The organism is Paraconexibacter algicola, from assembly GCF_003044185.1.
Classification (GTDB): domain Bacteria; phylum Actinomycetota; class Thermoleophilia; order Solirubrobacterales; family Solirubrobacteraceae; genus Paraconexibacter; species Paraconexibacter algicola.
On record NZ_PYYB01000001.1, the window covers coordinates 645,650 to 669,462 of the forward strand.

Sequence of the window (23,813 nt, forward strand, 5' to 3'; positions counted from 1 at the left end):
AACGTGTTCGACAACGTGTCACGGACACCGTACCGCGTCCTGGCCACCCGGCCAGGGAGATCGCGTCAGGAGCGCGCGGAGACGTAGTACCAGTGCCCGTCCTCGCGCACGAACGTGCTGTGCTCGTGGAGCGCCCCGTCGCGGTGGCGGGCGACGAACCGGACGGTGTCCTCGGTGGCGGCGAGGACCTCGAGCCCCAGCCAGGCGTCGCCGTCGTCGAGGACGAGCCGGACCGGTCGCGTCGACGGGTGCCAGGTGGCGAGCAGGTAGTCGACGTCCTCGACGACGTAGGCGCTGTAGCGGGAGCGCATCAGCCGCTCCGCGGTCGGCGCGGTCGGGCTGCCGGCGCGGCGGCCGCGGTGCAGCGGCCCGCAGCAGTCCGCGTACGGAGCGCCGCTGCCGCACGGGCAGCCGACCGGCGGTCGCGGGGCGCCGAGCAGCGGCACGTCAGGTCAGCGGCTCGGCCGCGAAGACGCGGTCGGGCGTGACGAGCTGGTCCTGCGCGGCGACGAGCAGGATCTCCCGCGAGCCGGCGTCCGCGGTCGCCTTCAGCACCCCGTAGGTGGCCGACGCGGCGTGCGCGAGCGCCTCCTGCGGGCTGCCGGTGCGGGCGAGCTGCACCGAGAAGAGCGCGGCGATCATGTCGCCCGCCCCGTTGACCGAGACGTCGAGCTTCGGGGTGCGCACCCGCCAGGTGGCGCCGTCCTGCGAGACGACGAGGTCGATCGCGTCCGGCGGCGTGTCCTCGAGGTGCACGGAGGTCGCGAGGATCGTCGACGGCCCGAGCGCGTGGACGGCGGCGAGCGCGTCGGCGAGCGCGGACCGCGTGCGGCTCTCGATGCCGGAGAGGTAGTCGAGCTCGAAGTGGTTGGGGGTGACGACGTCGGCGCGCGGGACCGCCTGGTCGCGCATGAGCTCGGGGATCCCGGGACGGACGAAGACGCCGCGCCCGACGTCCCCGATCACCGGGTCGCAGCAGTAGCGCGCCTGCGGGTTGGCGGCGCGGACGCGGTCGACCGCGGCGAGGATCGCGCTGCCCACGTCGGCGGAGCCCATGTAGCCCGACAGGACGCCGTTGCAGCTCGGCAGGACGCCGCGGGCGGTGATGCCGTCGAGCAGCTCGTCGACGAACGGGCCGTCGAAGACCCGGCCGGTCCAGTCCCCGTAGCCGGTGTGGTTGGAGAACTGGACCGTGTGGACCGGCCACACCTCGACGCCGAGGCGCTGCATGGCGAAGGTGGCGGAGGCGTTGCCGACGTGCCCGTAGGCGACGTGCGACTGGATCGACAGGACGTTCATCGGGGTCGATGCTACGCCGCGCGCGGTCCGGGGGTCCGGCACCCCGGGACGGACCCGGGGAGCCGGAGGTGGTCCGGCGTCAGTCGGTGATCGTGACCGTCTGGATGCCCATCGGCTCGACCGGGCGGTCGCGCGCGTCGGTCTGCGTGCCCTCGATCTTGTCGACGACGTCCATCCCGGACGTGACCTGGCCGAAGACCGTGTGCTTGCCGTCGAGCCACTCGGCGGCGCCGATGGTGACGATGAAGAACTGCGAGCCGTTGGTGTTCGGGCCGGCGTTCGCCATCGCGAGCGCACCGCGGACGACCTTGTGGTCGTTGAACTCGTCCTCGAACGTGTAGCCCGGGCCACCGGTGCCGGTGCCCTGCGGGCAGCCGCCCTGGATCATGAAGTCCTTGATCACCCGGTGGAAGATCAGGCCGTCGTAGAAGCCCTTCCCGGCGAGGTCCTTGAAGTTCTGGACGGTCTTCGGCGCGTCCGCGTCGAAGAGCTCGAAGACGATCTCGCCCTCGGTGGTGCTCATGGTGGCAGTAGACATGCCACCGACCCTACTTGAGCAGGCTCAGCTCCTGGATGCGGACCGTCGGGGACTTCGTCGGCGGGGTCGTGATCCAGACGAGCACGTACCGGGCGTCGCGCACGCCGCGCAGCGAGATGCGCTCCTTGGCGTCGTCGGCGACGTTGCCGTCCTTCGTGCTCTCGTCGACCTTCGAGCGGTCGGCGTAGTGCTCCCAGCGGGTGTCGATGACGTCCTTGGGGATCTCGCTGCTCTTCGTGCCGTAGAGCTCGACGCGGTAGCCGGGCGTGTCGGTGAGCAGCTCGATCGCGCGGACCTTCGTGGCCTTCTCGAGGTCGATGACGAGGCCGACGCCCATCGGCTTGGCCGGGTCGGCGGTCGAGACGCGGAAGGCGGTGTCGCGGTCGTTGTCGTAGGCGTCGACGGGGTCGCCCTTGGCGGTGACGCGACCGTACGGGTCGTAGATCGAGACGGTGTCGGCGCCGAGCTCGATCGCCGTGAGGGACGGCGTCGTCTCCTTCGTGTCGTCCTCCTCCGTCGTCGTGTCCGTGCCGGAGTCGCTGCCGCCGCCGGTGGAGCCGGAGCCGCCGGAGCTGCCGGTGTCGGTGTCGGTCGAGCCGCCGCCGCTGGGGGTGACGGGCGTGATCGGGGTCGACGGGACGACGGGGGTCACGGGCGTGGACGGGGCGGGCTTCGTCGCCTCGGGCAGCGTGACGGTCGGCAGGGCGGCCGCGCCGGTCGGGGCGGCGGGCGCGCCCGCGGCGCCGGTCGGGGCGGGCGGCACGGAGGCGGGCGGGAGGTCGGGGACGGCCTGGGCGATCGGGCCGGCCGCGGCGGGGGCCGGGCCACCCGCGTCGATCTTCGCGTCCTCGCTCAGCGCCGCGTAGCTGGCGGTGATCGCGCCGCCCGCGAGCAGCAGCGTCGCGCCGGCGACGCTGAGCATCGCGCGCAGCCCGGGACGGGTGCCGAGACGGCCCGGGGCGGCGGTCCCGCACTCCAGGCACCAGTCCTGCTCGGCGGCCATCGTCGAGCCGCAGGTGTCGCACACGCGGGGCGCGGCCTGCGGCGCCTCGCTCCCGGGCGGGAGCTGGCCGTCGGCCGCCGTGCCGGTGGCGTTCTCGTGCTCTCCGAGGACGGGCTGCATCGCACCCAGGGTCGCACATCGCGGCGCCGCGGGGCAACGAGCACCCCGCGCCGCCGGGCCGGTGCGGGCGGTCAGCCGCGGGCGCGCTGGAGGCGCAGCGGCGCCCCCGCGAGCTCGGTCCCGTCGATCTCGGCGAGCACGCGCTCGACCTCGGCGCCGGGGACCTTCAGCAGCGTGAAGCGCGTCAGGACGCGCACGTCCTGGACGACCTCGCCGTCGAGGCCGGTGACCTTCACGACGTGCTTGACGACCGCGGGGACGTCGATGCCGTCGGCGGTGCCGAGCGCGGCGAGCAGCGTCACGGGGGGCTCGTCGCCGTGGGGCGTGAGCTTCGGCTTGGTGTGGCGACGCGGGCGCTTCTTCGGCGCGGGCTCGGGCTCGGGCTCCGCGTCGGCCGCGGGCTCGTCGGCCGCGGGCGCCTCCTCGCCGGCGACCTCCACGGGAGCCGCCGGCTCCTCCGCGGGCGTCTCCTCGGCGACGGGCTCCTCGGCGGGCGTCTCCTCCGCGGGCGTCTCCTCGGCGGGCGTCTCGTCCTTCGTGGCCTTCGCGCGGCGCGTGCGGCGGCGCTTGGGCGCGGCGGGCGCCTCGTCGGCGGCCACCTCGACCGCCGGGGCCTCGCCCTCCGCCTCGGCGACGGGCGCGGCGTCGACCACCTCGGGCTCCGGCTCGTCGCCGTCGCGCACGACCCCGGGCGACCACTGGCCGATCTGGTGGTTGATGTGCGCCTCGATCTTCGCCATGTCCTCGGCCTGCTTGGGCTCGACGAACGTGACCGCCCGGCCGGTGCGCCCGGCGCGGCCGGTGCGGCCGATGCGGTGCACGTACACGTCGGGCTTCGGCACGTCGTAGTTGACGACGTGCGTGACGGTCGAGATGTCCAGGCCGCGGGCGGCGACGTCGGTGGCGACGAGGATCGGCACGCGGCCGCCCTTGAAGCCGAGCATGACGCCGTCGCGGCTGCCCTGGCTCATGTCACCGTGCAGCGCCTTGACGTTCAGCCCCTTGTCGCGGAGCGTCTTGTAGAGCTGGTCGGCGCGGATCTTCGTGCGGACGAAGACGATCGCCTGGTCGGGCTTCTCGGACTTCAGGACCTCGACGAGCTTCGCCGGCTTGTCCTTCTGCCCGACGGTCGCCTGGAACTGCGCGACGGTGTCGACGGTCAGCGTCGCCGCCTGGACCTTCACGTGGACCGGGTCGTAGAGGTAGTTGTCCGCGAGCTTGCGGATCGGCGGCGCCATCGTCGCGCTGAACAGCGCGGTCTGGCGGCTGTTCGGGGTCAGCGACAGGATCTTCGCGACGTCGTCCAGGAACCCGAGGTCGAGCATCTCGTCCGCCTCGTCCAGCACGACGAAGCGGCAGTCGTGCAGCACGAGCGAGTGCCGGCTGATGAGGTCGAGCACCCGGCCGACCGTGCCGACGACGACGTGGCCGCCGCCCTTCAGCTGCGCCTGCTGGGTCTTGATCGGCGCGCCGCCGAACACCGCGACGACGTCGACGCCGTGCGGGGCGCCGTAGCCGCGGATCGCCTGCGTGACCTGGATGCAGAGCTCGCGCGTGGGCGTCAGGACGAGCGCCTGCACCTCCTGCACGTCGGTGTCGATGTACTCGACGATGGGCAGGCCGAACGCCGCGGTCTTGCCGGAGCCGGTCTGCGCCTGGCCGATCACGTCCCGGCCCTGCAGCATCGCGGGGATGGCCTGCTCCTGGATCGGAGACGGCTTCTCGTAGCCGACGTCCTTGAGCGCCTTGAGGGTTGCCTCTTTGAGCCCGAGGTCGGCGAAGGTCGTCATCTCGCCTCCCAGCTTAGGGGCCGGGCGGCATTCCCGCCTGCGGGGTGGGCCTCAGCGTCGCGGGTCGAGCAGCAGCTTGCCCTGGGTGCGACGGCCCACGAGGTCCTCCTGGGCGCGTCGCGCGTCGCTCAGCGCGTACGTCTCGCCGACCACGACGCGCAGCCGTCCGGCGGCCGCGTGGGCGTACAGGTCGTCGAGGGCGCGCGCGACGAGACCGGGCTTGTCGTGGCAGTGCCCGAACCAGAAGCCGGTGACCGTGAGCGAGCGCCGCAGCAGCTTGCCGGTGCGGACCTCGTTCTGGTCCTTGGAGGCGATCCCGTAGGCGATCATCCGGCCGAACGGGGCGAGCGCGTCGAGGCACCGGTCGAACACCGCGCCGCCCGACATCTCGAACACGACGTCGACCGGCTCGCCGCCGTTGGCCTCCAGGATCCGCTCGGTCAGGCCCTCCGCGTCGGTGTCGGTCGCGGCGTCGGCGCCGAGCTCCAGGCAGAGCCGGCGCTTGTCCTCGCTGGAGGCGGTGGCGATGACGCGCCCGGCGCCGAGCGGCCGGCCGAGCTGCACGGCGAGCGAGCCGACGCCGCCGGCGCCGGAGATGACGACGACGCTCTCGCCCTCGCGCACGTGGCCCTGGTCGTACAGCAGCCACGCGGTCAGGCCCTGGAGCAGCAGCGCGAGCGCGGTGCCGTCGTCGACGCCGTCGGGGATCGGGTAGCAGCGGTCCTTGCGCACCGCCGCGTACTGCGCGTAGCCGCCGGCGCCGCCGGTCATCGCGACAACCCGCTCACCGGTGTCCTGGCGGATGCCCGCGACCTCCGCCCCGGGGATCAGCGGCAGCGAGGCCTTCTGCACGTAGGAGTTCTCGCGCGTGTGCGTGTCGGCGAAGTTCATGCCGATCGTCGTGACCTCGACGAGCACCTCGTCGGGGCCGGGCTCCGGGATCGGGAGGTCGACGACGTGGAGGACCTCGGGTCCTCCGAACTCGGTCTGCTGGACGGCGCGCATAGGGCGTGAACGGTAGCCTCGCCCGCCTATGAGCGTGACCGTGGTCGGATCCATCGCCTTCGACGGCGTCAAGACGCCGTTCGGGGAGCGCGAGCGCATGCTGGGCGGCGCCGCGACCCACTTCGCCCTCGCGGCGTCGTTCTTCGACGAGATCCGCGTGGTCGGTCCGGTCGGCGACGACTTCGACGACGCCGCGTGGAAGACCCTGCGCACGCGCGGGATCAACACCGACGACGTCGAGCACGTCGCGGGCGGCAAGACGTTCTTCTGGAAGGGCGTCTACGGGGAGAACCTCAACTCGCGCGAGACGCTGGAGACGGACCTCAACGTCTTCGAGACGTTCGACCCGAAGCTCTCCCAGGCCGCCCAGGACGCCGACGTCCTGTTCCTGGCGAACATCCAGCCCGACCTCCAGTACGGCGTCCTGCAGCAGTGCACGAAGGCGCGCTTCACCGCCCTGGACTCGATGGACCTGTGGATCAACATCGCGCGCGAGTCGCTCGAGAAGACCATCAAGGCGGTCGACTGCCTGATCCTCAACGACGAGGAGCTCGAGCAGCTCACCGGCAAGCCCACCACCTACGGCGCGGCGCAGGAGATCCTCGGCTGGGGCCTGAAGGCGGTCGTCGGCAAGCAGGGCAAGTACGGCGCGGCGCTCTACACCGCCGACGGCGTGTTCGCGCTGCCCGCCTACCCGATGACCGACGTCGTCGACCCGACCGGCGCGGGCGACACGTTCGCCGGCGGCTTCGTCGGCTCGATCGCGGCGACCGAGGGCGAGATCACCCACGACGTGCTCAAGCGCGCAATGGCCTACGGCACGGCGATCGCCTCGTTCAACGTCCAGGAGTTCGGGACCGAGCGTGTCGAGCGGCTCACCGGCGACGAGATCGCGGCGCGCGTCGCGGATCTCCAGGGCATGACGGCGTTCGACGCCACGCCCGTCGCCCTCCGCGGCTAAACCTCGATCGCGAGTTCGTTCGCGCCAGCTTGGGATCGTCGCTGAACCGGCGGCGGTCCCTCGTCGCACGCCCCTCCGCAGGTTCCACACACCATCAGACCTTCGGAGGGTCCGTTGACCGATCACCTCAAGGCCGTCGACCATCTGGTCGAGGACGCGCCCAACCTCGATCTCCGCAACTGGGACGGCACCAACCGCGCGCAGTTCCTCCGCCGTGCGGGTGGCGGCTTCGCCCTCGTCGCCGGCGGCTCGGTCCTGGCCTCGGCCACGCCGACCTACGCGCAGTCGTCCGGCCCGACCGCCAAGGAGATCCTCGACACGGCGTTCATCGCCGAGAACCTCGCGGTCTTCGTCTACACCGCGGGCGCCGGCCTGAAGTTCGCCAAGAGCAACTCGCGGACCGGCGTGAAGAAGGGCCAGAAGTTCTTCACGGGCCGCAACGCCGTGTACCTGAAGGCCGCGCTCAAGAACGAGCAGGACCACCGCGACTTCCTGGGCAACGCGCTCGGCTCGGCCAAGCCGACCGTCCCGCAGTTCCAGGTGCCCAAGTCGGCCGTCGCCTCGCCGCTGGCCGTCCTGAAGTTCGCGCTCGCGCTCGAGACCGCGTTCGTGTCGACCTACCTCGGCGCGATCAAGTCGGGCGCCCTCGACGCGGCCACCACCCTCGTCGCGGCGCAGGTCGCGGCCAACGAGGCCTCGCACCAGGGCTTCTTCTCCTTCGCCACCGGTGGCAAGGGCGTCACGAAGTCGCTGCCGGACACGGTCACGCTGGCGCAGGCCACCACGGCGCTCTCGCCGTACTTCAAGTCGTAGCACCGCAGTACCGGAACGGAACGGAACGGCGAGGCCGTCGCGCCCTGGGCGCGACGGCCTCCGTCGTTCCGTGATCCGGTGCGCCGTCGCGCACGCAGTGATGGACATGACCCGTCACGCACGTCACGCCCTCCTCGCCGGCGCCGCGGCCGCCGCGCTCGTCCCGGTCGCCCTCGCGTCCGCGCAGGACGGGCCGCCCACCCCGACCGCGTCGGCCGCCGCGACGAAGACGGTGACCATGCAGGGCGTCGCCTTCTCCCCGAAGACGGTGCGCATCTCCAAGGGCGGCAAGGTCCGCTTCCGCTGGGCGGACAACGGGATCGTCCACAACGTCACCCCGGTCGGCAGCAAGCGCTTCAAGCTCGTCGTCAACGGCCGGTCGCGCGCGACCGCGTCCAACCGCACCAAGGGCACCGTGACGACCGCGGCCATCACGAAGGCCGGCACCTACACCTACATCTGCACGATCCACGCCCAGTCCGAGCCCGACGGCTCGTTCGCGCCGGGCAGCATGGTCGGGCGGATCATCGTCAAGTAGCGACCCGCAGGCGCAGCCGCAGGGTCCGCTTGCTGCGCTGCCCGTCGGGCGCGGAGACCGCGACGGTGACCGACATCGTCGCGGTGCGCGCCCGCCGGATCCCCTGCCGCTGCGCCTTCGTCAAGCGGACCGCGACGACGCGCTGGCGTCCCGCCTGCAGCGAGAAGGTCGCCCGGCGCAGCGCGTAGGAGGTCAGGCGGCGCCCGGTGCGGCCCGTCCGCAGCACGCGCGCGCTGATCCCGGCGTCGCAGGCGACCCCGGGGCAGGCGAGCACCATCAGCGAGACGACGTCCCGGTTCGGGACCGTGATCGTGCCGGCGCCGCTGCGCGCGGCCCGGTCGACGTAGCCGACCCCGGGCGTGAGCGTCGGGGTGAGGCGGAAGACCTTGCGCCCGATCGCCTTGCGCGCGGCGGCCAGCAACTCCGCGCCGGTCGGGACGGCCGTGGGCGTCGCGGCCGGGGTCGGGGTCGCGGCCGGGGTCGGGGTCGCGGCCGGGGTCGGGGTCGCGGCCGGCGGGGCGGGCTGGACGGCGGGCGGCGCCGTGACGGTCACCGGCGCGGCGACCGTCTGCCCGTCGAGCGTCGCGGTGACCGTCGCGGTCCCCGGCTGCTCGCCGGAGACGAGCGCCGCGGCGGCCGCCCCCGCGCTGGTCGCCGCGGACGAGGGGGTGACCGTCCCGAGATCGGTCGTGAAGGCGATCGGGGTGCCGTCGGGGAACGCGGCCCCGAGGGCCGTGCCGCCCGCGTCGCGGACGACGTCGGCGGTGAGCGCCGCGCGGGCGCCGCCGGTGGCGATCGCTCCCGGGCCGGCGGCGAGCCGCAGGACCAGCGGCGAGGCCGCGTCGACCGACGGGTCGACCGTGCTGCAACCCGGGCTGCCCGGGCCGCCGTTGCAGCCCCACCAGACGCCGCGCGCGTCGACCGGCACGTCGGCGACCACCGCGGTGCCCGCGATGCCGACGATGCGGTCGGCGCGCAGGGTCACGGTCGGTCGCGGGGCGCCGGTCGCGGTGTCGCGCACCTCGACCGCGCGTCCGCCGCCGGTGATCGCGGTGCCGGAGACCACGGCCTGGGTCGCCGCCGGACCGACGCCGGCCTCGGCGTCGAGCACCTGGATCCCGGCCCCGTTGTCGGCGAGACGGCCGTCGAGGACGTCGAGGCGGTCGGCTCCGGCCGCGCGGACGCCCACGGCGTGCCCGCTGACGGCGACGCCGACGAGCGCCGCGGAGGCGCCGACCACGCGCACACCGGCGTCCGTGACCGCCAGCGGATCGGCGGGCGGCGGGCACGCGGGTCCGCAGCTGCCGGTGACCGACACGCCGCGCAGCGTGGCGACCGCTCCGCCGTCGACGCGCACGCCGGTGGCGGCGCCGCTCGCGACCGCGACGCGGTCGAGCGTGACGTCGGCGCCGCTCACCCGCACCACCGGGGAGCCACCGGAGAGGGTGGCACCCGCCCCGGTGAGCGTGAGGTCCTTGCCGACGAGCACCGGGCCGGCGTGCTGGCCGGGGAGCAGCGTCACGGTGTCGCCCGGCGCGGAGGCGTCGACGGCCGCCTGGACGCTGTCGCCGGGGGTGACGTCGCGGTTGGCCGCAGCCGCCGTCGCGGGGACGGCGGCACAGGTCAGCAGGGCGAGGAGGGCGGGAAGCGCACGCATCGCCGCGGATGATGGCGGAGCACGGTGCCCGGGGGCGCCGTGTCCCGCGGGACGGCGTCGGGCTAGACGCCCCGCATGATCGACATGACGATCCGCGCGGCCTTCTTCTGGCCGACGGTGCCCGCCGCGATCTCGGGCAGCATGCCGAAGACGAGGCCGCCGAACGCGGCGACGTGCATCGCGCCGGTGATGTCCTTGCGGAGCTCGCCGGCCTTCTGCGCGCGCTTGATCACGACCGCGATCGGGGCGTGGACGTCGGCGCGCTCGTCGTCGATGCCCGGGCCGAGCATCGTCGTGAAGCGGTAGATCCGGTACCGGTCGCCGACGTCGAAGAGCGCGAGCGCGATCTTCTCGAGCGCCGCCATCGGGGCGAGCGACTCGTCGGCGGCGAGCCGCTCGACCTCGACCTGGGTCTCGCGGAACGCCTGGATGCGGACGGCGTGGATCAGCTCGTCGCGCGAGGCGAAGTGGCGGTGGACGGTCGCGCGGTGCAGGCCGCAGGCGACGGCGACGTCCTGCACCGAGGCCGACGGGTTCTCCGCGAGGACGCGGCTGGCGGCGTCGACGATGGCGCTGGCGTTGCGCACGGCGTCGGCACGGCGACCACGGCTGACGGCGGTGGCGCTGGCGATCTCGGACATCTGGTTGCTGACCTCGTTGCTCGAAGAAGTTGGGGAACGGTTGGAACCGCGACAAGGATACGCGTTCAAGGGGGTCGCGGACCACCCCGAAGAAGTGGGGATCTGCGTCCTACGTCACATGTCCATCCCACGGACGGGACGCTGGAGGGCCCGCGGCGCCCCCGCCGATCCCCGGAGCACGGCGACCACGGACGGTCGCCCATCGAACGCCAAGGAGGCACCCGATGCTCCGCCGCTCCCGCGTCGGTGCGCCGCTGCGCACCGTCCTGCACGTCCTCGTCACGCTCGTCGTCTGCGCGCTCGCCGCGACCCCGGCCCTCGCGGTCCGGCCCGACGACCCGCGCCTGGCCGACGTCTGGGCCTTCGACGGCGACGCGCCGATGGGCATCGACAGCGCCTGGGACCAGACCGTCGGCGGCGACGTGGTGGTGGCGATCCTCGACACCGGCATCGACCTCACGCACCCCGACCTGCGCGACAACCTCTGGACGAACCCCGGCGAGATCCCCGGCAACGGCCGCGACGACGACGGCAACGGCTACGTCGACGACGTCCACGGCGCCGACGTCGTGAGCGGGGACGGCGTCCCGCAGGACGACAACGGGCACGGGACACATGTCGCGGGCATCATCGCCGCGCGCGGCGGCAACGGGATCGGCACCGCCGGGGTCGCGTGGCGGGCGCGGATCATGCCCGTGAAGGTCCTCGACGGCGGTGCGGGCGGCGACACCGGCGGGGTCGCACGCGGCGTCGACTACGCGATCTCCAAGGGCGCGCGCATCATCAACCTCAGCCTCGCGGGCAACCAGCGCAGCCCGGTGCTCGACGACGCGCTGCAGCGCGCGCAGGACGCCGGGATCCTCGTGGTCGCGGCGGCCGGCAACCAGCACCGCGACCTGGCGATCCTGCCCTCCTGGCCCGCGGCCTCGCCGCTGGACAACGTCGTGTCGGTCGCGGCGACGACGGTCGAGGGACTGCTCGCGTCGATCTCGAGCTTCGGCTCGCCGGTCGACCTCGCCGCCCCCGGCGACCTCATCCTCTCCACGGCGCTGGGCGGCGACTACGAGTGGCGCACCGGCACCTCGATGGCCTCGCCGATGGTCGCGGGCGTCGCGACGCTCGTCGCCAGCGTCGCCCCGACGGCCGACTGGCGCACCCTGCGCGACGCGGTCGTCGGCGGCGCGCGGCGCACCGTCCTGCCGATCGGGGGCGGCACGCTCGACGCCGCCGGCGCGCTGCGGCGCGTGATCCCGGCCGACCGCTGGCGGGCCCCCGGGGCCGCGGCGCCGGCGCCGACCACGACCGGCGCGCGGACGACGCCGACCGCGACCGCCTCCGCGACGCAGGAGCGCGACCGGCAGGCCAAGGCGCTCGCCGCCGCCACCGCGGACGCGAAGGCCGAGGCGACCCACGAGCTGCGCCGCTCGCGGCTGCAGGCGCGCAGCGCGCGCCTGGCCCGCTCCTCGCGCGGCGCGCGGTCGCGGGCGCTGCTGCCCGGGGTCGTGCCGGTGCGCGCCGCCTGACCGGCGCGCGCCGTCGCCCCGCCCCCGGCGCGCCCGGTTTCCCCATCGATCGAGGGCACCCGGGTACCCTCGGGCACGTGGGCTGGACGTTCTTCTTCCTCATGGTCGTGCTGAAGCTCCCGATCGCCGCGCTCTTCTGGATCGTCTGGCGGGCGATCAAGGACGTCGACGAGCCGGCCCCGGCGGACGGCGAGGACGGCGGCACGAAGACGCCCCCGCTGCCCGAGGGCCCCTCCTCCCGCCCGCGCCCGCCGCGCCGCGGTCCGCACGGCGACCCGCCGCTGCCCTCGCCCCCGCGCACCCGGACGCCCGCGGTCGCGCGGCGCCGTGTCGGCGGCCGCGGCTGAGCCCCGCAAACTGCGGACGTTTCGACGCCGCCCCGGTCCGCCCGGGGTGCGACACTTCAGCCGATGACCGCCTCCGTGCTCTCCGACGGGACGATCCGGCGCCTCGTGGACGAGGGCCACGTGCGCATCGACCCCTGGGACCCGACGATGGTGCAGCCCGCCAGCGTCGACCTGAAGCTCGGGAACACCTTCCGCGTCTTCCACAACTTCCGGGTCGCGGCGATCGACCTCGCGGAGCCGCCGACGAACCTCACCGAGCTCGTCACCTGCGAGGAGGGCGAGTCGTTCGTCATCCACCCGGGCGAGTTCGTCCTCGGCCGCACCGAGGAGTGGGTCGAGCTGCCCGCCGACCTCGTCGCCCGGATCGAGGGCAAGAGCTCGCTCGGCCGCCTCGGCCTGATCGTGCACGCGACCGCCGGGTTCGTCGATCCGGGCTGGAAGGGCACGCTGACGCTCGAGATCACGAACCTCACGCGCGTGCCGATCGTCCTGTGGCCGGGCAAGCCGATCGCGCAGCTGTCGTTCATGACGCTCGACCGGCCCGCCGAGCGCCCGTACGGCCACCCCGAGCTCGGCAGCCACTACCACGGCCAGGTCGACGCGACGGAGTCCCGCTACGAAGGCGGCCCCGCGCAGTCCTCGGTGGGTTAGTCTCGCCGCCCATGCACGCACTGCTCACCATCGCCACCACCGAGGGAGCAGAGGAGACGTCCAAGACGCTCTTCTACGTCCTGGGATCCGCCCTCGCCGTCTTCGCGGTGCTCCTCTCCGGTCTCGGCATGTCCCGTCCCGACTTCCCGGGCACCGACGGCGCCGCCCGCGCCACGATCGGCACGGCCGTCGTGCTCGTGGTCGCCGCGATGGCGGCCGTGATCATCACCGCGTGACCGGGCGCGACGACGGCCCGGCGATCAGCTTCAAGGTGCTCCGCCGGGGCACCGTCGTCCGCACGTCCGACGGCGTCGAGATCGGCAAGGTCCGCCGCGTCCTGGAGCTCGACCGCGAGAACCTGTTCGACGGGATCGAGGTCGACACCGCGGACCGCCGGATCTTCGTCGACGCGCCCGAGGTCGACCACATCGCCGAGCGCGCGGTGACGCTGTCGATCGACGCGGCGGAGGTCGCGGCGCTCCCGGACGCGCAGTCGCGCCTCAAGGCGCGCGTGGAGATGGCACCATCGGTCCGCCGCGCAAAGCGGTTCGGCCGCAAGATGAAGGATCGATGGGAGAAGCGATGAGCACCACCAACGGCACCACCGCGGCAGCGGCCCAGGCGACGCTCGCCGAGCGGGCTGCCGCCCTCAGCTGGTACCACACGCTGGATCTCCCGGGTGGGATCGAGACCGCCGGGCACTTCGACACGCGGCCGACGGTCGCGAAGGTCCCTCTCCCCGCCCGCCTGGACGGCAAGCGCTGCCTGGACGTCGGCACCTGGGACGGGTTCTGGGCGTTCGAGATGGAGCGCCGCGGCGCGGCGTCGGTGACGGCGATCGACCTCGACGACCCGTCGCGCTGGGACTGGCCGCCGGAGGCGCGCCTGCGCCTGGACCGGGACGCCGACCGGCTCGCCTACCTCGAGCAGTACAAGAAGGACGCGGCCGGGTTCCGGCTGGCGAAGGAGGCGCTGGACTCGAAGGTCGAGCGGATCGACTGCTCGGTCTACGACCTCGACCCCGCCGTCCACGGCACCTTCGACGTCGTCTTCCTCGGCTCGCTGCTGCTGCACCTGCGCGACCCGGTCAGCGCGCTCAGCGCCCTGCGCAGCGTCTGCTCCGGCGAGGCGATCATCGCGGACACGATCGAGCTGCTCCCGTCGCTGCTGCGCCCGCGCACGCCCAGCGCCCGGCTCGAGGGCCTGGACCAGTCGTGGTGGTGGCAGCCCAACGCGGCCGCGTTCCGCCGCATGGTGCGCTCGGCCGGGTTCGACATCGTCGAGCAGACCGGCATCTACTTCCTGCCGATCGGCGCCTCGCACCCCAAGCCGCCCGTCCTGTCGCGCGCGACCTGGCGCGAGCTGCTCACGGCCGGCGGCCGCGAGAAGGTGGTCATCCGCCTGAAGGGCATCCCGCACACCGCGGTGCGGGCGACGCCGCAGCGGTAGCGCCCGGGCCCGCCCGGTGACGGGCGTGGCCGCTCGTGGCGGCCCGGCGCCGGAGCGCCGGGCGACGCGCACCGGCTAGTAGCCGCGCCGCTGGATGCGCTCCTCGCGCTCCTTCTTGCGGCGCTCCTCGCGCTCCTTCTTCTCGGCCTCCTTGGCGGCGGCCGCGTCGACGATCTGCAGGCCGGCGAACGGGGAGTTCGACGGCTTCTCGTCGGCGAACGTGTAGGTTTCGGGCTCGGCGTTGTCGTCGCGGCGCGGACGGCGCGGACGGTCGAAGCCGTCGCCGCCACGACCGCCGCGGTCGCCACCGGGACGGCCGCCGCCGCGGCCACCGCGGTCGCCGCCGGGCCCGCCGCGGCGCGGACCGCCGCGACCGCCGCGCCCCTGAGGCGCGGGCTGCAGGGCGGCGACCTCCGCGGCCTCCTCCTTGGAGAGGAGCGCGAAGCAGACGTCGAGGTTCTCGGCCGTGGCGAGCACCTGGTAGGCGAGCGCCCGATCCAGGGCGCGGTGCGCGAGCGCACCGCCGCCGCGACGGCGCAGCTCCTTGCGCCAGTCCTCGGCCTCGCGGAGCATCTTCGCGAACGTGTCGCGCTCCTTCTGGTGCAGCGCGGTGACCGCGTCGCGGCAGGCGCGGCGGCCGCCGAACTGCTCGAGCAGCGTGCGGCCGGCGTCGCGCAGGTCGTCGAACGGCAGCGGGCCCTCGATCGGCTTCATCGGCGGGCGCTTCGGGCGCGGCCGCTTGCCACCGCCGGGCTGCCCGGGCTGGCCCGGCTTGCGGGCGGCCTTGGCGGCCTTCTTGCCGGCGCCGCGCAGGCGCGGCTGCTCGCCGGGCCGCGCGACGGCGATCGGCCGCGTCGGGATCGACGGGTCGACCGACGAGGAGATCGCCTGGATCTCGGCGACGGACTGCCCGCGCTGCTCGCCGGCTGCGGGGGCGTCACCGGCGGGGGCGTCGCCCTCCGCCGCCGGGGCGGCCTGCTCGGGCGCGGGCGCCGGCTCCGGGGTCGGCTCGGGGGCCGGGGTGGGCTCGGGAGCGGGGGCGGGCTCGGGGGCCGGGGTGGGCTCCGGCACCGGGGCGGGGTCGGGCGTCGGCACCTCGGCCGGGGCGGGCTCCGGCACGCTCGGCACCGGCTCCGCGGGCGTCGCGGGCTCCGCGGGCGTGGCCGGGACGGGCGTCTCGGGGACCACCGGGGTCGGCGCCTCCGCGGGCGGCGCCGGCTCGGCCGGCTGCGGCACCTCGGCGGCGGGCGGCTGCGGCGCGGCGGCCGCGTCCGCCGACGGCGTCTCGCCGGCCGGCTCGTCGGGGGCGGGCGGGGTGGTCTGGGGATCCTCGACGCTCATGACGGCTCCGATGATCGCGGGTTCGCGCGCGCGGCGTCGAGCGACCGCCGATGCGCGACGTCCGCGCGCGCCCGCGCGACGGGGCGCGGGCGTCCTCAGACGGGCCGCGCGGGGCTGCCGCCGACGTGCGCGCCCGGCGGCACGTCCTTCGTCACCACCGAGCCCGGACGCACCACCGCGCCAGCCCCGATCGTCACGCCCGGGTTGACGATCACGCCGGTGCCGAGCGTCGCGCCGTCCTCGATCCGCACGGGCCGCGGCGCGGCCATCGGCTGCTGCGCGACCGGCGTGTCCGGGTCCCGGTAGTCGTGGTAGGTGTCGCCGATGAGGATCCGGTCGCCGCCGAGCACGTCGGCGCCGATCGTCACCTCCCCCAGGCAGGCGATCGTGAGGTCGCGCCCGAAGCGCGTGCGGTCCCCGATCGTCAGCCGCGGGTCGAACGCCTGCCGGGGCACCGCATCGCCCTGGGTGACCTGGACCGAGCGGTCCTGCGTCAGCGCGAACCACGTGTAGTCGCCCAGGTGCACGTCGGCCCCGATGAACACGCACTCCGGCTGCGTGACCGTGCGTGGCCAGCCGATCGTCGACCCGGCGCCGAACGCGCCGAACGGCGGGATCCGCCGGCGCCGCCGCCAGCGCTGCCGCCACGACAGGCCGCGGTCGCGCGCCGCGTGGTCGATCACCCCGCGCCGATCCGTAGAAGAGGGAGATTGAGCCGCCATCGCGCGGGAAGGCTATCCACGCCGACTAGTATGCGGCTGACCCCGAGAGAGACCCCGAAGGAGCACGTCAGTGAGCACCGAGACCCAGCAGGACGGCGCCGGCGTAGGCACCGGCCAGAACACGCTGAGCATCACGGACAACCGGACCGGCAAGACGTACGAGATCGAGATCACCGACGACACGGTCCGCGCGATCGACCTTCGGCAGATCAAGGTCAACGACGACGACTTCGGCATGATGACCTACGACCCGGCGTTCATGAACACCGCGTCGTGCCGGTCGTCGATCACCTACATCGACGGCGACAAGGGCATCCTCGAGTACCGCGGGTACCCGATCGAGCAGCTGGCGGAGAAGTCGACCTACCTCGAGGTCGCCTACCTGCTCATCCACGGCGAGCTGCCGAACCAGAAGCAGCTCGACGAGTGGACCTACCAGATCACGACGCACACGTTCGTCCACGAGAACCTCAAGCAGTTCTGCGAGGGCTTCCGCTACGACGCGCACCCGATGGGGATGCTGCTGGCGACGACCGGCGCGCTGTCGACGTTCTACCCGGACGCCAACAAGATCGACGACCCGGAGATCCGCTACAGCCACGTCGTCCGGCTGATCGCGAAGATGCCGACGCTCGCCGCGTTCGCCTACCGCCATGCGCGCGGCATGCCGTACGTCTACCCCGACAACGACCTGAACTACCCGGGCAACTTCCTCGGGATGCTGTTCAAGATGACCGAGCTGAAGTACCAGCCCGATCCGCGGATCGAGCGCGCGCTCGACATCCTCTTCATCCTGCACGCCGACCACGAGCAGAACTGCTCGACCAGCGCCGTCCGCGCGGTCGGCTCCTCGCAGGTCGACCCGTACTCGGCCGTCGCGGCCGGCGTCGCGGCGCTGTACGGCCCGCTGCACGGCGGCGCCAACGAGGCGGTGCTGCGGATGCTGCGCCGCATCGGCACGCTCGAGAACGTGCCGGCGTTCGTCGAGGGCGTCAAGAACGGCAACGAGCGCCTGATGGGCTTCGGCCACCGCGTCTACAAGAACTACGACCCGCGCGCGAAGATCATCAAGAAGGCGTGCGAGGACGTGTTCGAGGTCACGGGCACGAGCCCGCTCCTGGACATCGCGGTCGAGCTCGAGAAGATCGCGCTGGAGGACGAGTACTTCGTCTCCCGCAAGCTCTACCCGAACGTCGACTTCTACTCGGGCCTCATCTACGAGGCGCTCGGGATGCCGGTCGACATGTTCCCCGTGCTGTTCGCCATCCCGCGGACCAGCGGCTGGATCGCCCAGTGGCTGGAGATGACGCAGGACAAGGAGCAGAAGATCGCCCGCCCGCGGCAGATCTACACGGGCGGCCGCACGCTCGACTACGTGCCGATCGGCGACCGCTAGGCCGATGGCCCCCTCCGCCGCCCACGCCGACCGGTTCCGGGAGCTCGCCGCCGGCGGGACCCCCGTGCCGGTCGCGGACGCCCACGCCCTCTTCGACGCGCTCGACGCCGTCGACTGCGAGGAGATGCTGGGCGAGTGGGACGGCGGCGTGATCGTGACCGGCCACCCGGGCGAGCAGCAGCTCGGCGCGCTCGGGTGGGCCGGCAAGTCGTTCCGGGGTCGCGACGACGTCGACCCGATCGTCTGCCGGACCGCCGACGGCGGCCGGGAGGCGAACCCGATCCTCGGCGCGGCGACCTTGCGCGCGGTCGAGCACCGCGGCGTCGTCACCGCGACGATGGTCTACGACAAGCACCCGGTGTTCGACCACTTCCGCCGGGTGGACGAGCGGACCGTCCTGGGGCTGATGGACCGCAAGGGCGACGCGCCGCTCTTCTTCTGGCTCACGCGCGCCTGAAGCTGACGCCGGCGTCAGTCGGTGACCGCACGCACACACGTTCGCCCCGATCGGCGTACCGTTGGGTAGGTGTTCGCGCAACTTCTTGGATATCGCTTCATGTCGCTCCGCGACGGCCGGCGCGTCCTCGTGCGGCCGGTCAGTCCCGACGACAAGGCCCTGATCGCCTGGGGCGTCTCGCAGCTGTCCCGCGAGTCGTCGTACCTGCGGTTCTTCTCCACCCGCAACAAGCTCTCCGCCGGGGAGCTGCGCTATCTCACCGAGGTCGACCACGTCGACCACGAGGCGCTCGTCGCCGTCCTCGCCGACGACCCCTCGACGCTCGTCGGGGTCGCGCGGTTCGTCCGCCAGACCGACGACCCGGAGGCGGCCGAGGTCGCCATGACGATCGGTGACCCGTTCCAGGGCCAGGGCGTCGGCCGCGAGCTGCTCGAGCTGCTGATGGAGGCCGGGCGCGAGCGCGGCATCCGCCGCTTCGTGGCGATCATGCTCGCCGAGAACACCGGGGCGCAGCGCCTCTTCGGCAACGCCGGGCCGGTGCTCGAGATCCGCCGCGACGGCGGCGAGGTCCGCCTCGTGTTCGACCTCGGCACCGAGCGCACCCGCCCGCGCGCCGAGATCCCCGAGCTGCTCGCCGCCGCCTGAGCGGCCGCTAGGGTCGGCGTCCCCATGGATGCCCACCTGAAGCTGCTGGCCGAGGCCGGCCTGAAGATCGGCGAGGCGGAGGAGGCCCTCGACGAGGGCGTCTTCACCCACGCGCGCGACCTGCTCGACGAGGCCGAGGCGGCGCTCGCCGCCCTGCGCGCGGCGTGGCCGGACATGAGCGCGGCCGAGCGCCGGATCATCGGCGCGTCGGCCAAGCCCGTCGCCGACCGGGCCGCGGCAGCCGCCGCCCGGATCCCCCGGCGGCGGGCCCTGTCGGAGGGTGCGCCCGAGGTCGACCCCGACGAGGACGTCGAGCCCGGCGCGGCGCCCGTCGTCACCGACCAGCGGACCGACGGCGCCGGCTGACATGGCGCTGACCGTCGTCGTCCGCGTGCGCGGGAAGGTGCACAAGCACCCCTGCCCGGACCTCGACGAGGCGCTCGCGGTCCTCGAACGCGAGCTGCGCGCCACCGCCACCGCCGTCGGGCGCACCGGCGACACGACCGTGCTCGGCCGCGACTACGCGCCCGAGGCCCAGGTCGTCGTGCGCGGCGAGCTGCGCGGCGGTCCGCGCCACGCCGGCATCGACGTGCGCGGGGACGGCTCGGCGCAGGCCTGGACCGGCCGGGTGCGCAAGCAGCCCGTCGCGCCGCAGGGCCGCGAGGACGCCTACCGGGCGCTGCGGCGCGCGCTCGGCGCCTAGGCGGCCGGGACGCCCGCCGTCCGGGACGATCAGCCCGTGATGCGCCGCCCCGTGTCCGGGTCGAACAGGTGCAGGCGCTCGACGTCCAGCCACAGCTCCAGCGGCCGCCCCTCGCGCGCCTCGGACTCGGGCGCCAGGCGCGCCGTGACACGGCCCGTGTCGGCGGCCGACGGGATCTCGCCGAGGCCCGCGTCCGCCGCGACGTCGGCGAGCTCCTCGTTCTCCGCCCGGCCGCTCTCGTGGGTGAAGTACGCGTAGAGCTCCGAGCCCATCGACTCGACGAGCTCGATCGTCTCGGTGAACGTGAACGCGGCGCCCTCCTGGTGCTCGCCGACGAGCGCCGCGTCCTCGAACGACTCCGGCCGGATCCCGACCAGGACGTGCCGGTCGCCGACGCCGCGCAGACGGTCCGGGAGCGGCACCTCCCCGAACGGCAGCACCACGCGGCCGTCCGTCACGTCCGCGGCGAAGAAGTTCATCGCCGGCGAGCCGATGAAGCCCGCCACGAACAGGTTCGCGGGCTCGTTGTAGAGCACCCGCGGCGCGTCCACCTGCTGGATCACGCCGGCGCGCATCACCGCGACGCGATCGCCCAGCGTCATCGCCTCGACCTGGTCGTGCGTGACGTACACCGTCGTGGTGCCCAGGCGCGCCTGGATCCGCGAGACCTCCGTGCGCATCTGCACCCGCAGCTTCGCGTCGAGGTTCGAGAGCGGCTCGTCCATGAGGAACGCCTTCGGCTCCCGGACGATCGCGCGGCCCATCGCGACGCGCTGGCGCTGACCGCCGCTGAGCTGGGACGGCTTGCGGTCCAGGTGGGCGTCGAGGTCGAGGACCTTCGCGGCCTCGGTGACCTTCGCGTCGATCTCCTCCTTCGCCACCCCGGCGAGCTTCAGCGCGAACCCCATGTTGTCCCGCACCGTCATGTGCGGGTACAGCGCGTAGTTCTGGAAGACCATCGCGATGTCGCGGTCCTTCGGCGCCCGGCCGTTGACGACCTCGTCGCCGATCCGCAGCTCGCCGCTGGTGATGTCCTCGAGTCCCGCGATCATCCGCAGCGCCGTGGACTTGCCGCAGCCCGAGGGCCCGACGAGGATCACGAACTCCCCGTCGGCGATCTCCAGCGAGACCTCCTTGACGGCCTCGTAGCCGTCGTCGTAGACCTTGCTGACGCGATCGAGCGTGATGCCGGCCATGTGTGCTGCCACCTACCCCTTGACGGCGCCGGACGTGAGCCCCGCCACGATCCGGCGCTGGAAGATCAGGACGAAGACGATGATCGGGATCGTCACCAGGATCGCGGCGGCGGCGATGTTGCCGGTCGGCGCGGTGAACTGGGACTCCCCGGTGAAGAACGCGATCGCCGCCGGGACCGTGCGTGACGCGTCCGACGAGGTCAGCGAGATCGAGAAGACGAAGTCGTTCCAGCAGAAGATGAAGACGAGGATCGCCGCCGTGAACATGCCGGGGGCGGCGAGCGGCACGATCACCTTGCGGAACGCCTGGAACGGCGTGGCGCCGTCGACCTGGGCGGCCTCCTCGAGGTCGAACGGGATCTCGCGGAAGAACGCGACGAGGATGTAGATCGCCAGCGGCAGCGCGAACGTCAGGTACGGGATGATCAACCCGAGGTACGTGTCGTAGATGTGCAGCGCCCGCCACATGTCGAACAGCGGGCCGACCGTGGAGATCGGCGGGAACATCGCGATCGCCAGCGCGCCGGCGAGGATCGCGCGACGGCCCGGGAACTCCAGGCGCGCGATCGCGTAGGCGGTGAAGGACGCGAGCACGATCGCGATCGACGTGGCGATCAGCGCGATGAGGATCGAGTTGATCAGCGGTCGCAGCAGCGGCGAGTCGAGCCCCCCCTCGAACAGGGTCGTGTAGTTGTCCAGCGTCCACTGCGCCGGGACGAGCCGCCCGTCCCCGACCGTCGCGGGCGTCTTGAACGACAGCATCAGCAGCCACAGGACCGGGGTCAGCGCGCTGATCAGCACGGCCGCGAGGCCGACGGTCCAGAAGAGCTTCTCGCGACCGGTGGACCGCACGGCTAGACCTCCCGGCCCGGGGCCTGGGTGCCGAGGCCGCGCGTGAAGACGACCGCGATCGCCACGACGAGGACGAACAGCAGCACCGACACGGTCGAGCCCAGCCCGAGGTTCAACCGCGAGATGAGCTGGTTGTAGCCGAGGATCGACACGGACTCGGTGTCCTGCGCGCCGCGGGTCATCACGAAGATCGAGTCGAAGACCCGGAAGGCCTCCAGCGTGCGGAACAGCAGCGCGACGAGGATCGCCGGCCGCATCAGCGGCAGCGTGATCCGCGTGAACCGCTGCCACGCGTTCGCGCCGTCGACCTTCGCCGCCTCGTAGAGGCTCTCGTCGATCGTGGTGAGACCGGCGAGCAGCAGGAGCGCCATGAACGGCGTGGTCTTCCAGACCTCCGCCATGACGATCACGACCATCGAGGAGAACCGCTCCCCGAACCAGGCCTTGTCGTCGTCGACGAACGGCAGCCCGTTCACGAACCCCGCCGACGGGTCGAAGGCGTAGAACCACGCGAACGCGGCGACGACCGTGACGATGCCGTACGGGATCAGGACCGCGGTGCGCGCGACGCCGCGGCCGAAGATCGCCCGGTGCATGACCATCGCGAGCGCGAGGCCGAGCACGAGCTCGATCGCCACCGACACGACCGCGATCACGACCGTGTTGAACAGCGCGGTCCACCAGAGCTCCGAGGTGAGGACCGTGACGTAGTTGGCCAGGCCGACGAAGCCGCCCTCGCCCGGGAAGCGCAGGTCCTTCTCCTGGAGCGAGAGGACGACCGCGTAGCCGATCGGGTACGCGGTGACGAGCAGCATCACCGCCACCGCGGGGGCGCACAGCAGCAGGCCCAGCCGCCGCTCGGCGCGGGCGCGCTCGGACAGGACCGGCTTCGGGCCCGACGCGCGGGCCATCTACAGCAGCCCCTCGCGGTCGATCGCCTGCTGGACCTTCTCGCGCAGGTCGTCGTAGGCCTTGGCCGGGTCGAGCTTCGTCAGCGGGTGCAGCGCCCGCTGGATCGCCAGCGACACGTCCTGGTAGGCGGGCGACTCCGACGGGCGCGGCTCCGCGTCCTCGATCGACTCCCGGATCGTGCGGGCGAAGCCCGGGTAGGCGTCCTTCACCGTGCGACGGTCGAACAGGTCGGGGCGCACGGGCGGCAGGCCCTCGCGCTTGGTGACCTCGAGCTGGTTGCGCGACGAGACGAGGCACTCGATCGCGTCCCAGGCGCGGTCCGGGTCCTTCGCGTAGGACGACACGCCGAGGTTGAAGCCGCCCAGCGGCGGGTTGCTCGGCCGCGAGGGGTCGACGCGCGGGTACTTCGCCGCGGCCATCTGCTCGTACACGGCCGGGGCGTTGGCCTTCGCGGCCGGGTAGACGAACGGGTAGTTCAGCTCGAACGTCGCGGTGCCCGCCTCGAAGCTCTTGCTCGCCGAGTCCTCGTCGGAGGTGTCGATGTCGGCGGTGCCGTGGGTGCGGGCGAGGCGCGCGAGGATCTCCAGGGCGCGCACGGTCGGGGCGCGCCGCAGGCCGAGGCGGTCCGGACCGTCGAGGACGCGCGTGCCGGCGGAGTTGATCAGCGCGCTCGCCAGCACGACGAGGCCCTCGTAGCGGGAGCCCTGGATCGCGACGACCCCGTCGTCGCCGAGCCGGTCGGCCTCGTCGAGCAGCTCGTCCCAGGTGCGCGGCGCCCGGTCGACCCGGTCCTTGCGGTACCAGAGCAGCTGCGTGTTGGACCACAGCGGCGCCGCGTACAGGCGGTTCTCGAAGGTCGCCGTCCGGCGGACGCTGTCGAAGACGCCGCGGGTGAGCGTCGCGCGCCGGGCGGCGGGAACGGGGCGCAGCCAGCCGGCGTTCGCGAACTCGCCGGTCCAGACGACGTCGGCGCCGATGATGTCGATCGTGTCGTCCTCGGCGCCGAGGCGGCGGACGAGCTGCTCGCGCTGCTGGTCGGCCTGGCTGGGGAGGTACTCGAGCCGGATCCGGTAGCGGCCGTCGGACTGCCGGCTGCAGCGGTCGGCGAGCACGTCGAGCGCACCGCCGGGCTGCTTGGCGATGAACCAGGTCAGGGTGCGAGAGCCGGAGTCCTCGCCCGACCCGCACGCGGACAGCGCGACGGTGGCGAGCAGGACGAGGGTGAGTGCGGTGACCCGGCGCATGCCTGCCGCT

The 23,813-nt window shown here is 73.4% G+C and carries 28 protein-coding genes; 14 read left to right on the forward strand and 14 right to left on the reverse strand.

What is annotated here, in order from left to right; all coding sequences use genetic code 11:
- Nucleotides 1–65: 65 nt before the first annotated feature.
- The 6 genes from C7Y72_RS03025 to C7Y72_RS03050 form a co-directional block, all read right to left on the reverse strand.
- Nucleotides 66–446 (reverse strand): YchJ family protein, encoded by a 381-nt coding sequence (locus tag C7Y72_RS03025; protein ID WP_199223839.1) that lies wholly within the window; start codon nucleotides 444–446, stop codon nucleotides 66–68.
- Nucleotide 447: 1 nt separating this feature from the next.
- Nucleotides 448–1,299, reverse strand: a complete 852-nt coding sequence (gene pdxY / locus C7Y72_RS03030; protein ID WP_107567130.1) for a pyridoxal kinase PdxY — start codon at nucleotides 1,297–1,299, stop codon at nucleotides 448–450.
- A 79-nt stretch (nucleotides 1,300–1,378) separates the two neighbouring features.
- Nucleotides 1,379–1,822 carry a peptidylprolyl isomerase gene (locus C7Y72_RS03035; RefSeq protein ID WP_107567131.1) on the reverse strand — a complete coding sequence of 148 codons (444 nt, stop codon included), beginning with the start codon at nucleotides 1,820–1,822 and terminating at the stop codon, nucleotides 1,379–1,381.
- Between the two features lie 25 nt (nucleotides 1,823–1,847).
- On the reverse strand, nucleotides 1,848–2,960 hold the full coding sequence (locus tag C7Y72_RS03040; RefSeq protein ID WP_107567132.1) for a discoidin/SUN/FTP domain-containing protein: 1,113 nt from the start codon (nucleotides 2,958–2,960) through the stop codon (nucleotides 1,848–1,850).
- 71 nt (nucleotides 2,961–3,031) lie between these two features.
- Nucleotides 3,032–4,750: a DEAD/DEAH box helicase gene (locus tag C7Y72_RS24105; RefSeq protein WP_107567133.1), complete on the reverse strand. Its 1,719-nt coding sequence runs from the start codon at nucleotides 4,748–4,750 to the stop codon at nucleotides 3,032–3,034.
- 51 nt (nucleotides 4,751–4,801) lie between these two features.
- Entirely contained in the window at nucleotides 4,802–5,755 is a 954-nt protein-coding gene (locus C7Y72_RS03050; RefSeq protein ID WP_107567134.1) for a quinone oxidoreductase family protein, read from the reverse strand.
- Nucleotides 5,756–5,783: 28 nt separating this feature from the next.
- Between C7Y72_RS03050 and C7Y72_RS03055 the strand changes: the two genes are divergently transcribed.
- The 3 genes from C7Y72_RS03055 to C7Y72_RS03065 all read left to right on the forward strand — a co-directional run bounded on the left by C7Y72_RS03055 (nucleotide 5,784) and on the right by C7Y72_RS03065 (nucleotide 8,067).
- Nucleotides 5,784–6,716, forward strand: coding sequence for a PfkB family carbohydrate kinase (locus C7Y72_RS03055; RefSeq protein WP_107567135.1), 933 nt, complete (start codon nucleotides 5,784–5,786; stop codon nucleotides 6,714–6,716).
- A 114-nt stretch (nucleotides 6,717–6,830) separates the two neighbouring features.
- Nucleotides 6,831–7,529 (forward strand): ferritin-like domain-containing protein, encoded by a 699-nt coding sequence (locus C7Y72_RS03060; RefSeq protein ID WP_154733448.1) that lies wholly within the window; start codon nucleotides 6,831–6,833, stop codon nucleotides 7,527–7,529.
- Nucleotides 7,530–7,635: 106 nt separating this feature from the next.
- Entirely contained in the window at nucleotides 7,636–8,067 is a 432-nt protein-coding gene (locus C7Y72_RS03065) for a cupredoxin domain-containing protein (protein ID WP_107567137.1), read from the forward strand.
- Here C7Y72_RS03065 and C7Y72_RS03070 read toward each other — a convergent pair.
- Both C7Y72_RS03070 and C7Y72_RS03075 read right to left on the reverse strand, forming a co-directional pair.
- Complete coding sequence (locus tag C7Y72_RS03070) at nucleotides 8,060–9,724, reverse strand: right-handed parallel beta-helix repeat-containing protein (protein ID WP_107567138.1); 1,665 nt, start codon at nucleotides 9,722–9,724, stop codon at nucleotides 8,060–8,062. The two genes, C7Y72_RS03065 and C7Y72_RS03070, sit on opposite strands and share 8 nt — an antisense overlap.
- A 62-nt stretch (nucleotides 9,725–9,786) precedes the next feature.
- Complete coding sequence (locus C7Y72_RS03075; RefSeq protein WP_107567139.1) at nucleotides 9,787–10,365, reverse strand: TetR/AcrR family transcriptional regulator; 579 nt, start codon at nucleotides 10,363–10,365, stop codon at nucleotides 9,787–9,789.
- A gap of 224 nt (nucleotides 10,366–10,589) precedes the next feature.
- Between C7Y72_RS03075 and C7Y72_RS03080 the strand changes: the two genes are divergently transcribed.
- The 6 genes from C7Y72_RS03080 to C7Y72_RS03105 all read left to right on the forward strand — a co-directional run bounded on the left by C7Y72_RS03080 (nucleotide 10,590) and on the right by C7Y72_RS03105 (nucleotide 14,335).
- Nucleotides 10,590–11,888, forward strand: a complete 1,299-nt coding sequence (locus C7Y72_RS03080) for a S8 family peptidase (protein ID WP_107567140.1) — start codon at nucleotides 10,590–10,592, stop codon at nucleotides 11,886–11,888.
- Between the two features lie 77 nt (nucleotides 11,889–11,965).
- On the forward strand, nucleotides 11,966–12,235 hold the full coding sequence (locus tag C7Y72_RS03085; RefSeq protein ID WP_107567141.1) for a hypothetical protein: 270 nt from the start codon (nucleotides 11,966–11,968) through the stop codon (nucleotides 12,233–12,235).
- A gap of 63 nt (nucleotides 12,236–12,298) precedes the next feature.
- Nucleotides 12,299–12,886: a dCTP deaminase gene (gene dcd, locus C7Y72_RS03090; RefSeq protein WP_107567142.1), complete on the forward strand. Its 588-nt coding sequence runs from the start codon at nucleotides 12,299–12,301 to the stop codon at nucleotides 12,884–12,886.
- Nucleotides 12,887–12,897: 11 nt separating this feature from the next.
- Nucleotides 12,898–13,122 carry a hypothetical protein gene (locus C7Y72_RS03095; RefSeq protein ID WP_107567143.1) on the forward strand — a complete coding sequence of 75 codons (225 nt, stop codon included), beginning with the start codon at nucleotides 12,898–12,900 and terminating at the stop codon, nucleotides 13,120–13,122.
- Nucleotides 13,119–13,472 (forward strand): hypothetical protein, encoded by a 354-nt coding sequence (locus tag C7Y72_RS03100; RefSeq protein ID WP_107567144.1) that lies wholly within the window; start codon nucleotides 13,119–13,121, stop codon nucleotides 13,470–13,472. The genes C7Y72_RS03095 and C7Y72_RS03100 overlap by 4 nt, the downstream gene beginning before the upstream one ends.
- Nucleotides 13,469–14,335, forward strand: coding sequence for a class I SAM-dependent methyltransferase (locus C7Y72_RS03105; RefSeq protein WP_158276605.1), 867 nt, complete (start codon nucleotides 13,469–13,471; stop codon nucleotides 14,333–14,335). The genes C7Y72_RS03100 and C7Y72_RS03105 overlap by 4 nt, the downstream gene beginning before the upstream one ends.
- 75 nt (nucleotides 14,336–14,410) lie before the next feature.
- Here C7Y72_RS03105 and C7Y72_RS22670 read toward each other — a convergent pair whose 3' ends face one another.
- Nucleotides 14,411–15,676 carry a hypothetical protein gene (locus C7Y72_RS22670; RefSeq protein ID WP_146175233.1) on the reverse strand — a complete coding sequence of 422 codons (1,266 nt, stop codon included), beginning with the start codon at nucleotides 15,674–15,676 and terminating at the stop codon, nucleotides 14,411–14,413.
- 95 nt (nucleotides 15,677–15,771) lie between these two features.
- Nucleotides 15,772–16,359 (reverse strand): acyltransferase, encoded by a 588-nt coding sequence (locus tag C7Y72_RS24110; protein ID WP_284690346.1) that lies wholly within the window; start codon nucleotides 16,357–16,359, stop codon nucleotides 15,772–15,774.
- 109 nt (nucleotides 16,360–16,468) lie between these two features.
- On the opposite strand from C7Y72_RS24110, the gene C7Y72_RS03120 reads away from it, so the two are divergent.
- The 5 genes from C7Y72_RS03120 to C7Y72_RS03140 all read left to right on the forward strand — a co-directional run bounded on the left by C7Y72_RS03120 (nucleotide 16,469) and on the right by C7Y72_RS03140 (nucleotide 19,599).
- Nucleotides 16,469–17,794: a citrate synthase gene (locus C7Y72_RS03120; protein WP_107567147.1), complete on the forward strand. Its 1,326-nt coding sequence runs from the start codon at nucleotides 16,469–16,471 to the stop codon at nucleotides 17,792–17,794.
- A gap of 4 nt (nucleotides 17,795–17,798) precedes the next feature.
- Nucleotides 17,799–18,251, forward strand: coding sequence for a DUF4334 domain-containing protein (locus C7Y72_RS03125; RefSeq protein WP_107567148.1), 453 nt, complete (start codon nucleotides 17,799–17,801; stop codon nucleotides 18,249–18,251).
- A 99-nt stretch (nucleotides 18,252–18,350) separates the two neighbouring features.
- The gene (locus C7Y72_RS03130) at nucleotides 18,351–18,896 is read left to right on the forward strand and encodes a GNAT family N-acetyltransferase (protein ID WP_107567149.1); all 546 of its coding nucleotides are present in this window, start codon (nucleotides 18,351–18,353) and stop codon (nucleotides 18,894–18,896) included.
- Between the two features lie 24 nt (nucleotides 18,897–18,920).
- Nucleotides 18,921–19,262: a hypothetical protein gene (locus C7Y72_RS03135; protein ID WP_107567150.1), complete on the forward strand. Its 342-nt coding sequence runs from the start codon at nucleotides 18,921–18,923 to the stop codon at nucleotides 19,260–19,262.
- A gap of 1 nt (nucleotide 19,263) precedes the next feature.
- Nucleotides 19,264–19,599: a hypothetical protein gene (locus tag C7Y72_RS03140; RefSeq protein ID WP_107567151.1), complete on the forward strand. Its 336-nt coding sequence runs from the start codon at nucleotides 19,264–19,266 to the stop codon at nucleotides 19,597–19,599.
- 29 nt (nucleotides 19,600–19,628) lie between these two features.
- On the opposite strand, the gene C7Y72_RS03145 is transcribed toward C7Y72_RS03140, so the two are convergent.
- Genes C7Y72_RS03145 through C7Y72_RS03160 form a run of 4 tightly spaced genes read right to left on the reverse strand, consistent with a single transcriptional unit; the run spans nucleotide 19,629 to nucleotide 23,803 of the window.
- Complete coding sequence (locus C7Y72_RS03145; RefSeq protein ID WP_107567152.1) at nucleotides 19,629–20,795, reverse strand: ABC transporter ATP-binding protein; 1,167 nt, start codon at nucleotides 20,793–20,795, stop codon at nucleotides 19,629–19,631.
- 12 nt (nucleotides 20,796–20,807) lie between these two features.
- Nucleotides 20,808–21,647: a carbohydrate ABC transporter permease gene (locus C7Y72_RS03150; protein ID WP_233243701.1), complete on the reverse strand. Its 840-nt coding sequence runs from the start codon at nucleotides 21,645–21,647 to the stop codon at nucleotides 20,808–20,810.
- Nucleotides 21,648–21,649: 2 nt separating this feature from the next.
- The gene (locus C7Y72_RS03155) at nucleotides 21,650–22,558 is read right to left on the reverse strand and encodes a carbohydrate ABC transporter permease (RefSeq protein WP_107567153.1); all 909 of its coding nucleotides are present in this window, start codon (nucleotides 22,556–22,558) and stop codon (nucleotides 21,650–21,652) included.
- Nucleotides 22,559–23,803, reverse strand: coding sequence for an extracellular solute-binding protein (locus C7Y72_RS03160; RefSeq protein WP_107567154.1), 1,245 nt, complete (start codon nucleotides 23,801–23,803; stop codon nucleotides 22,559–22,561). It abuts the gene before it with no gap.
- Between the last annotated feature and the right edge of the window lie 10 nt (nucleotides 23,804–23,813).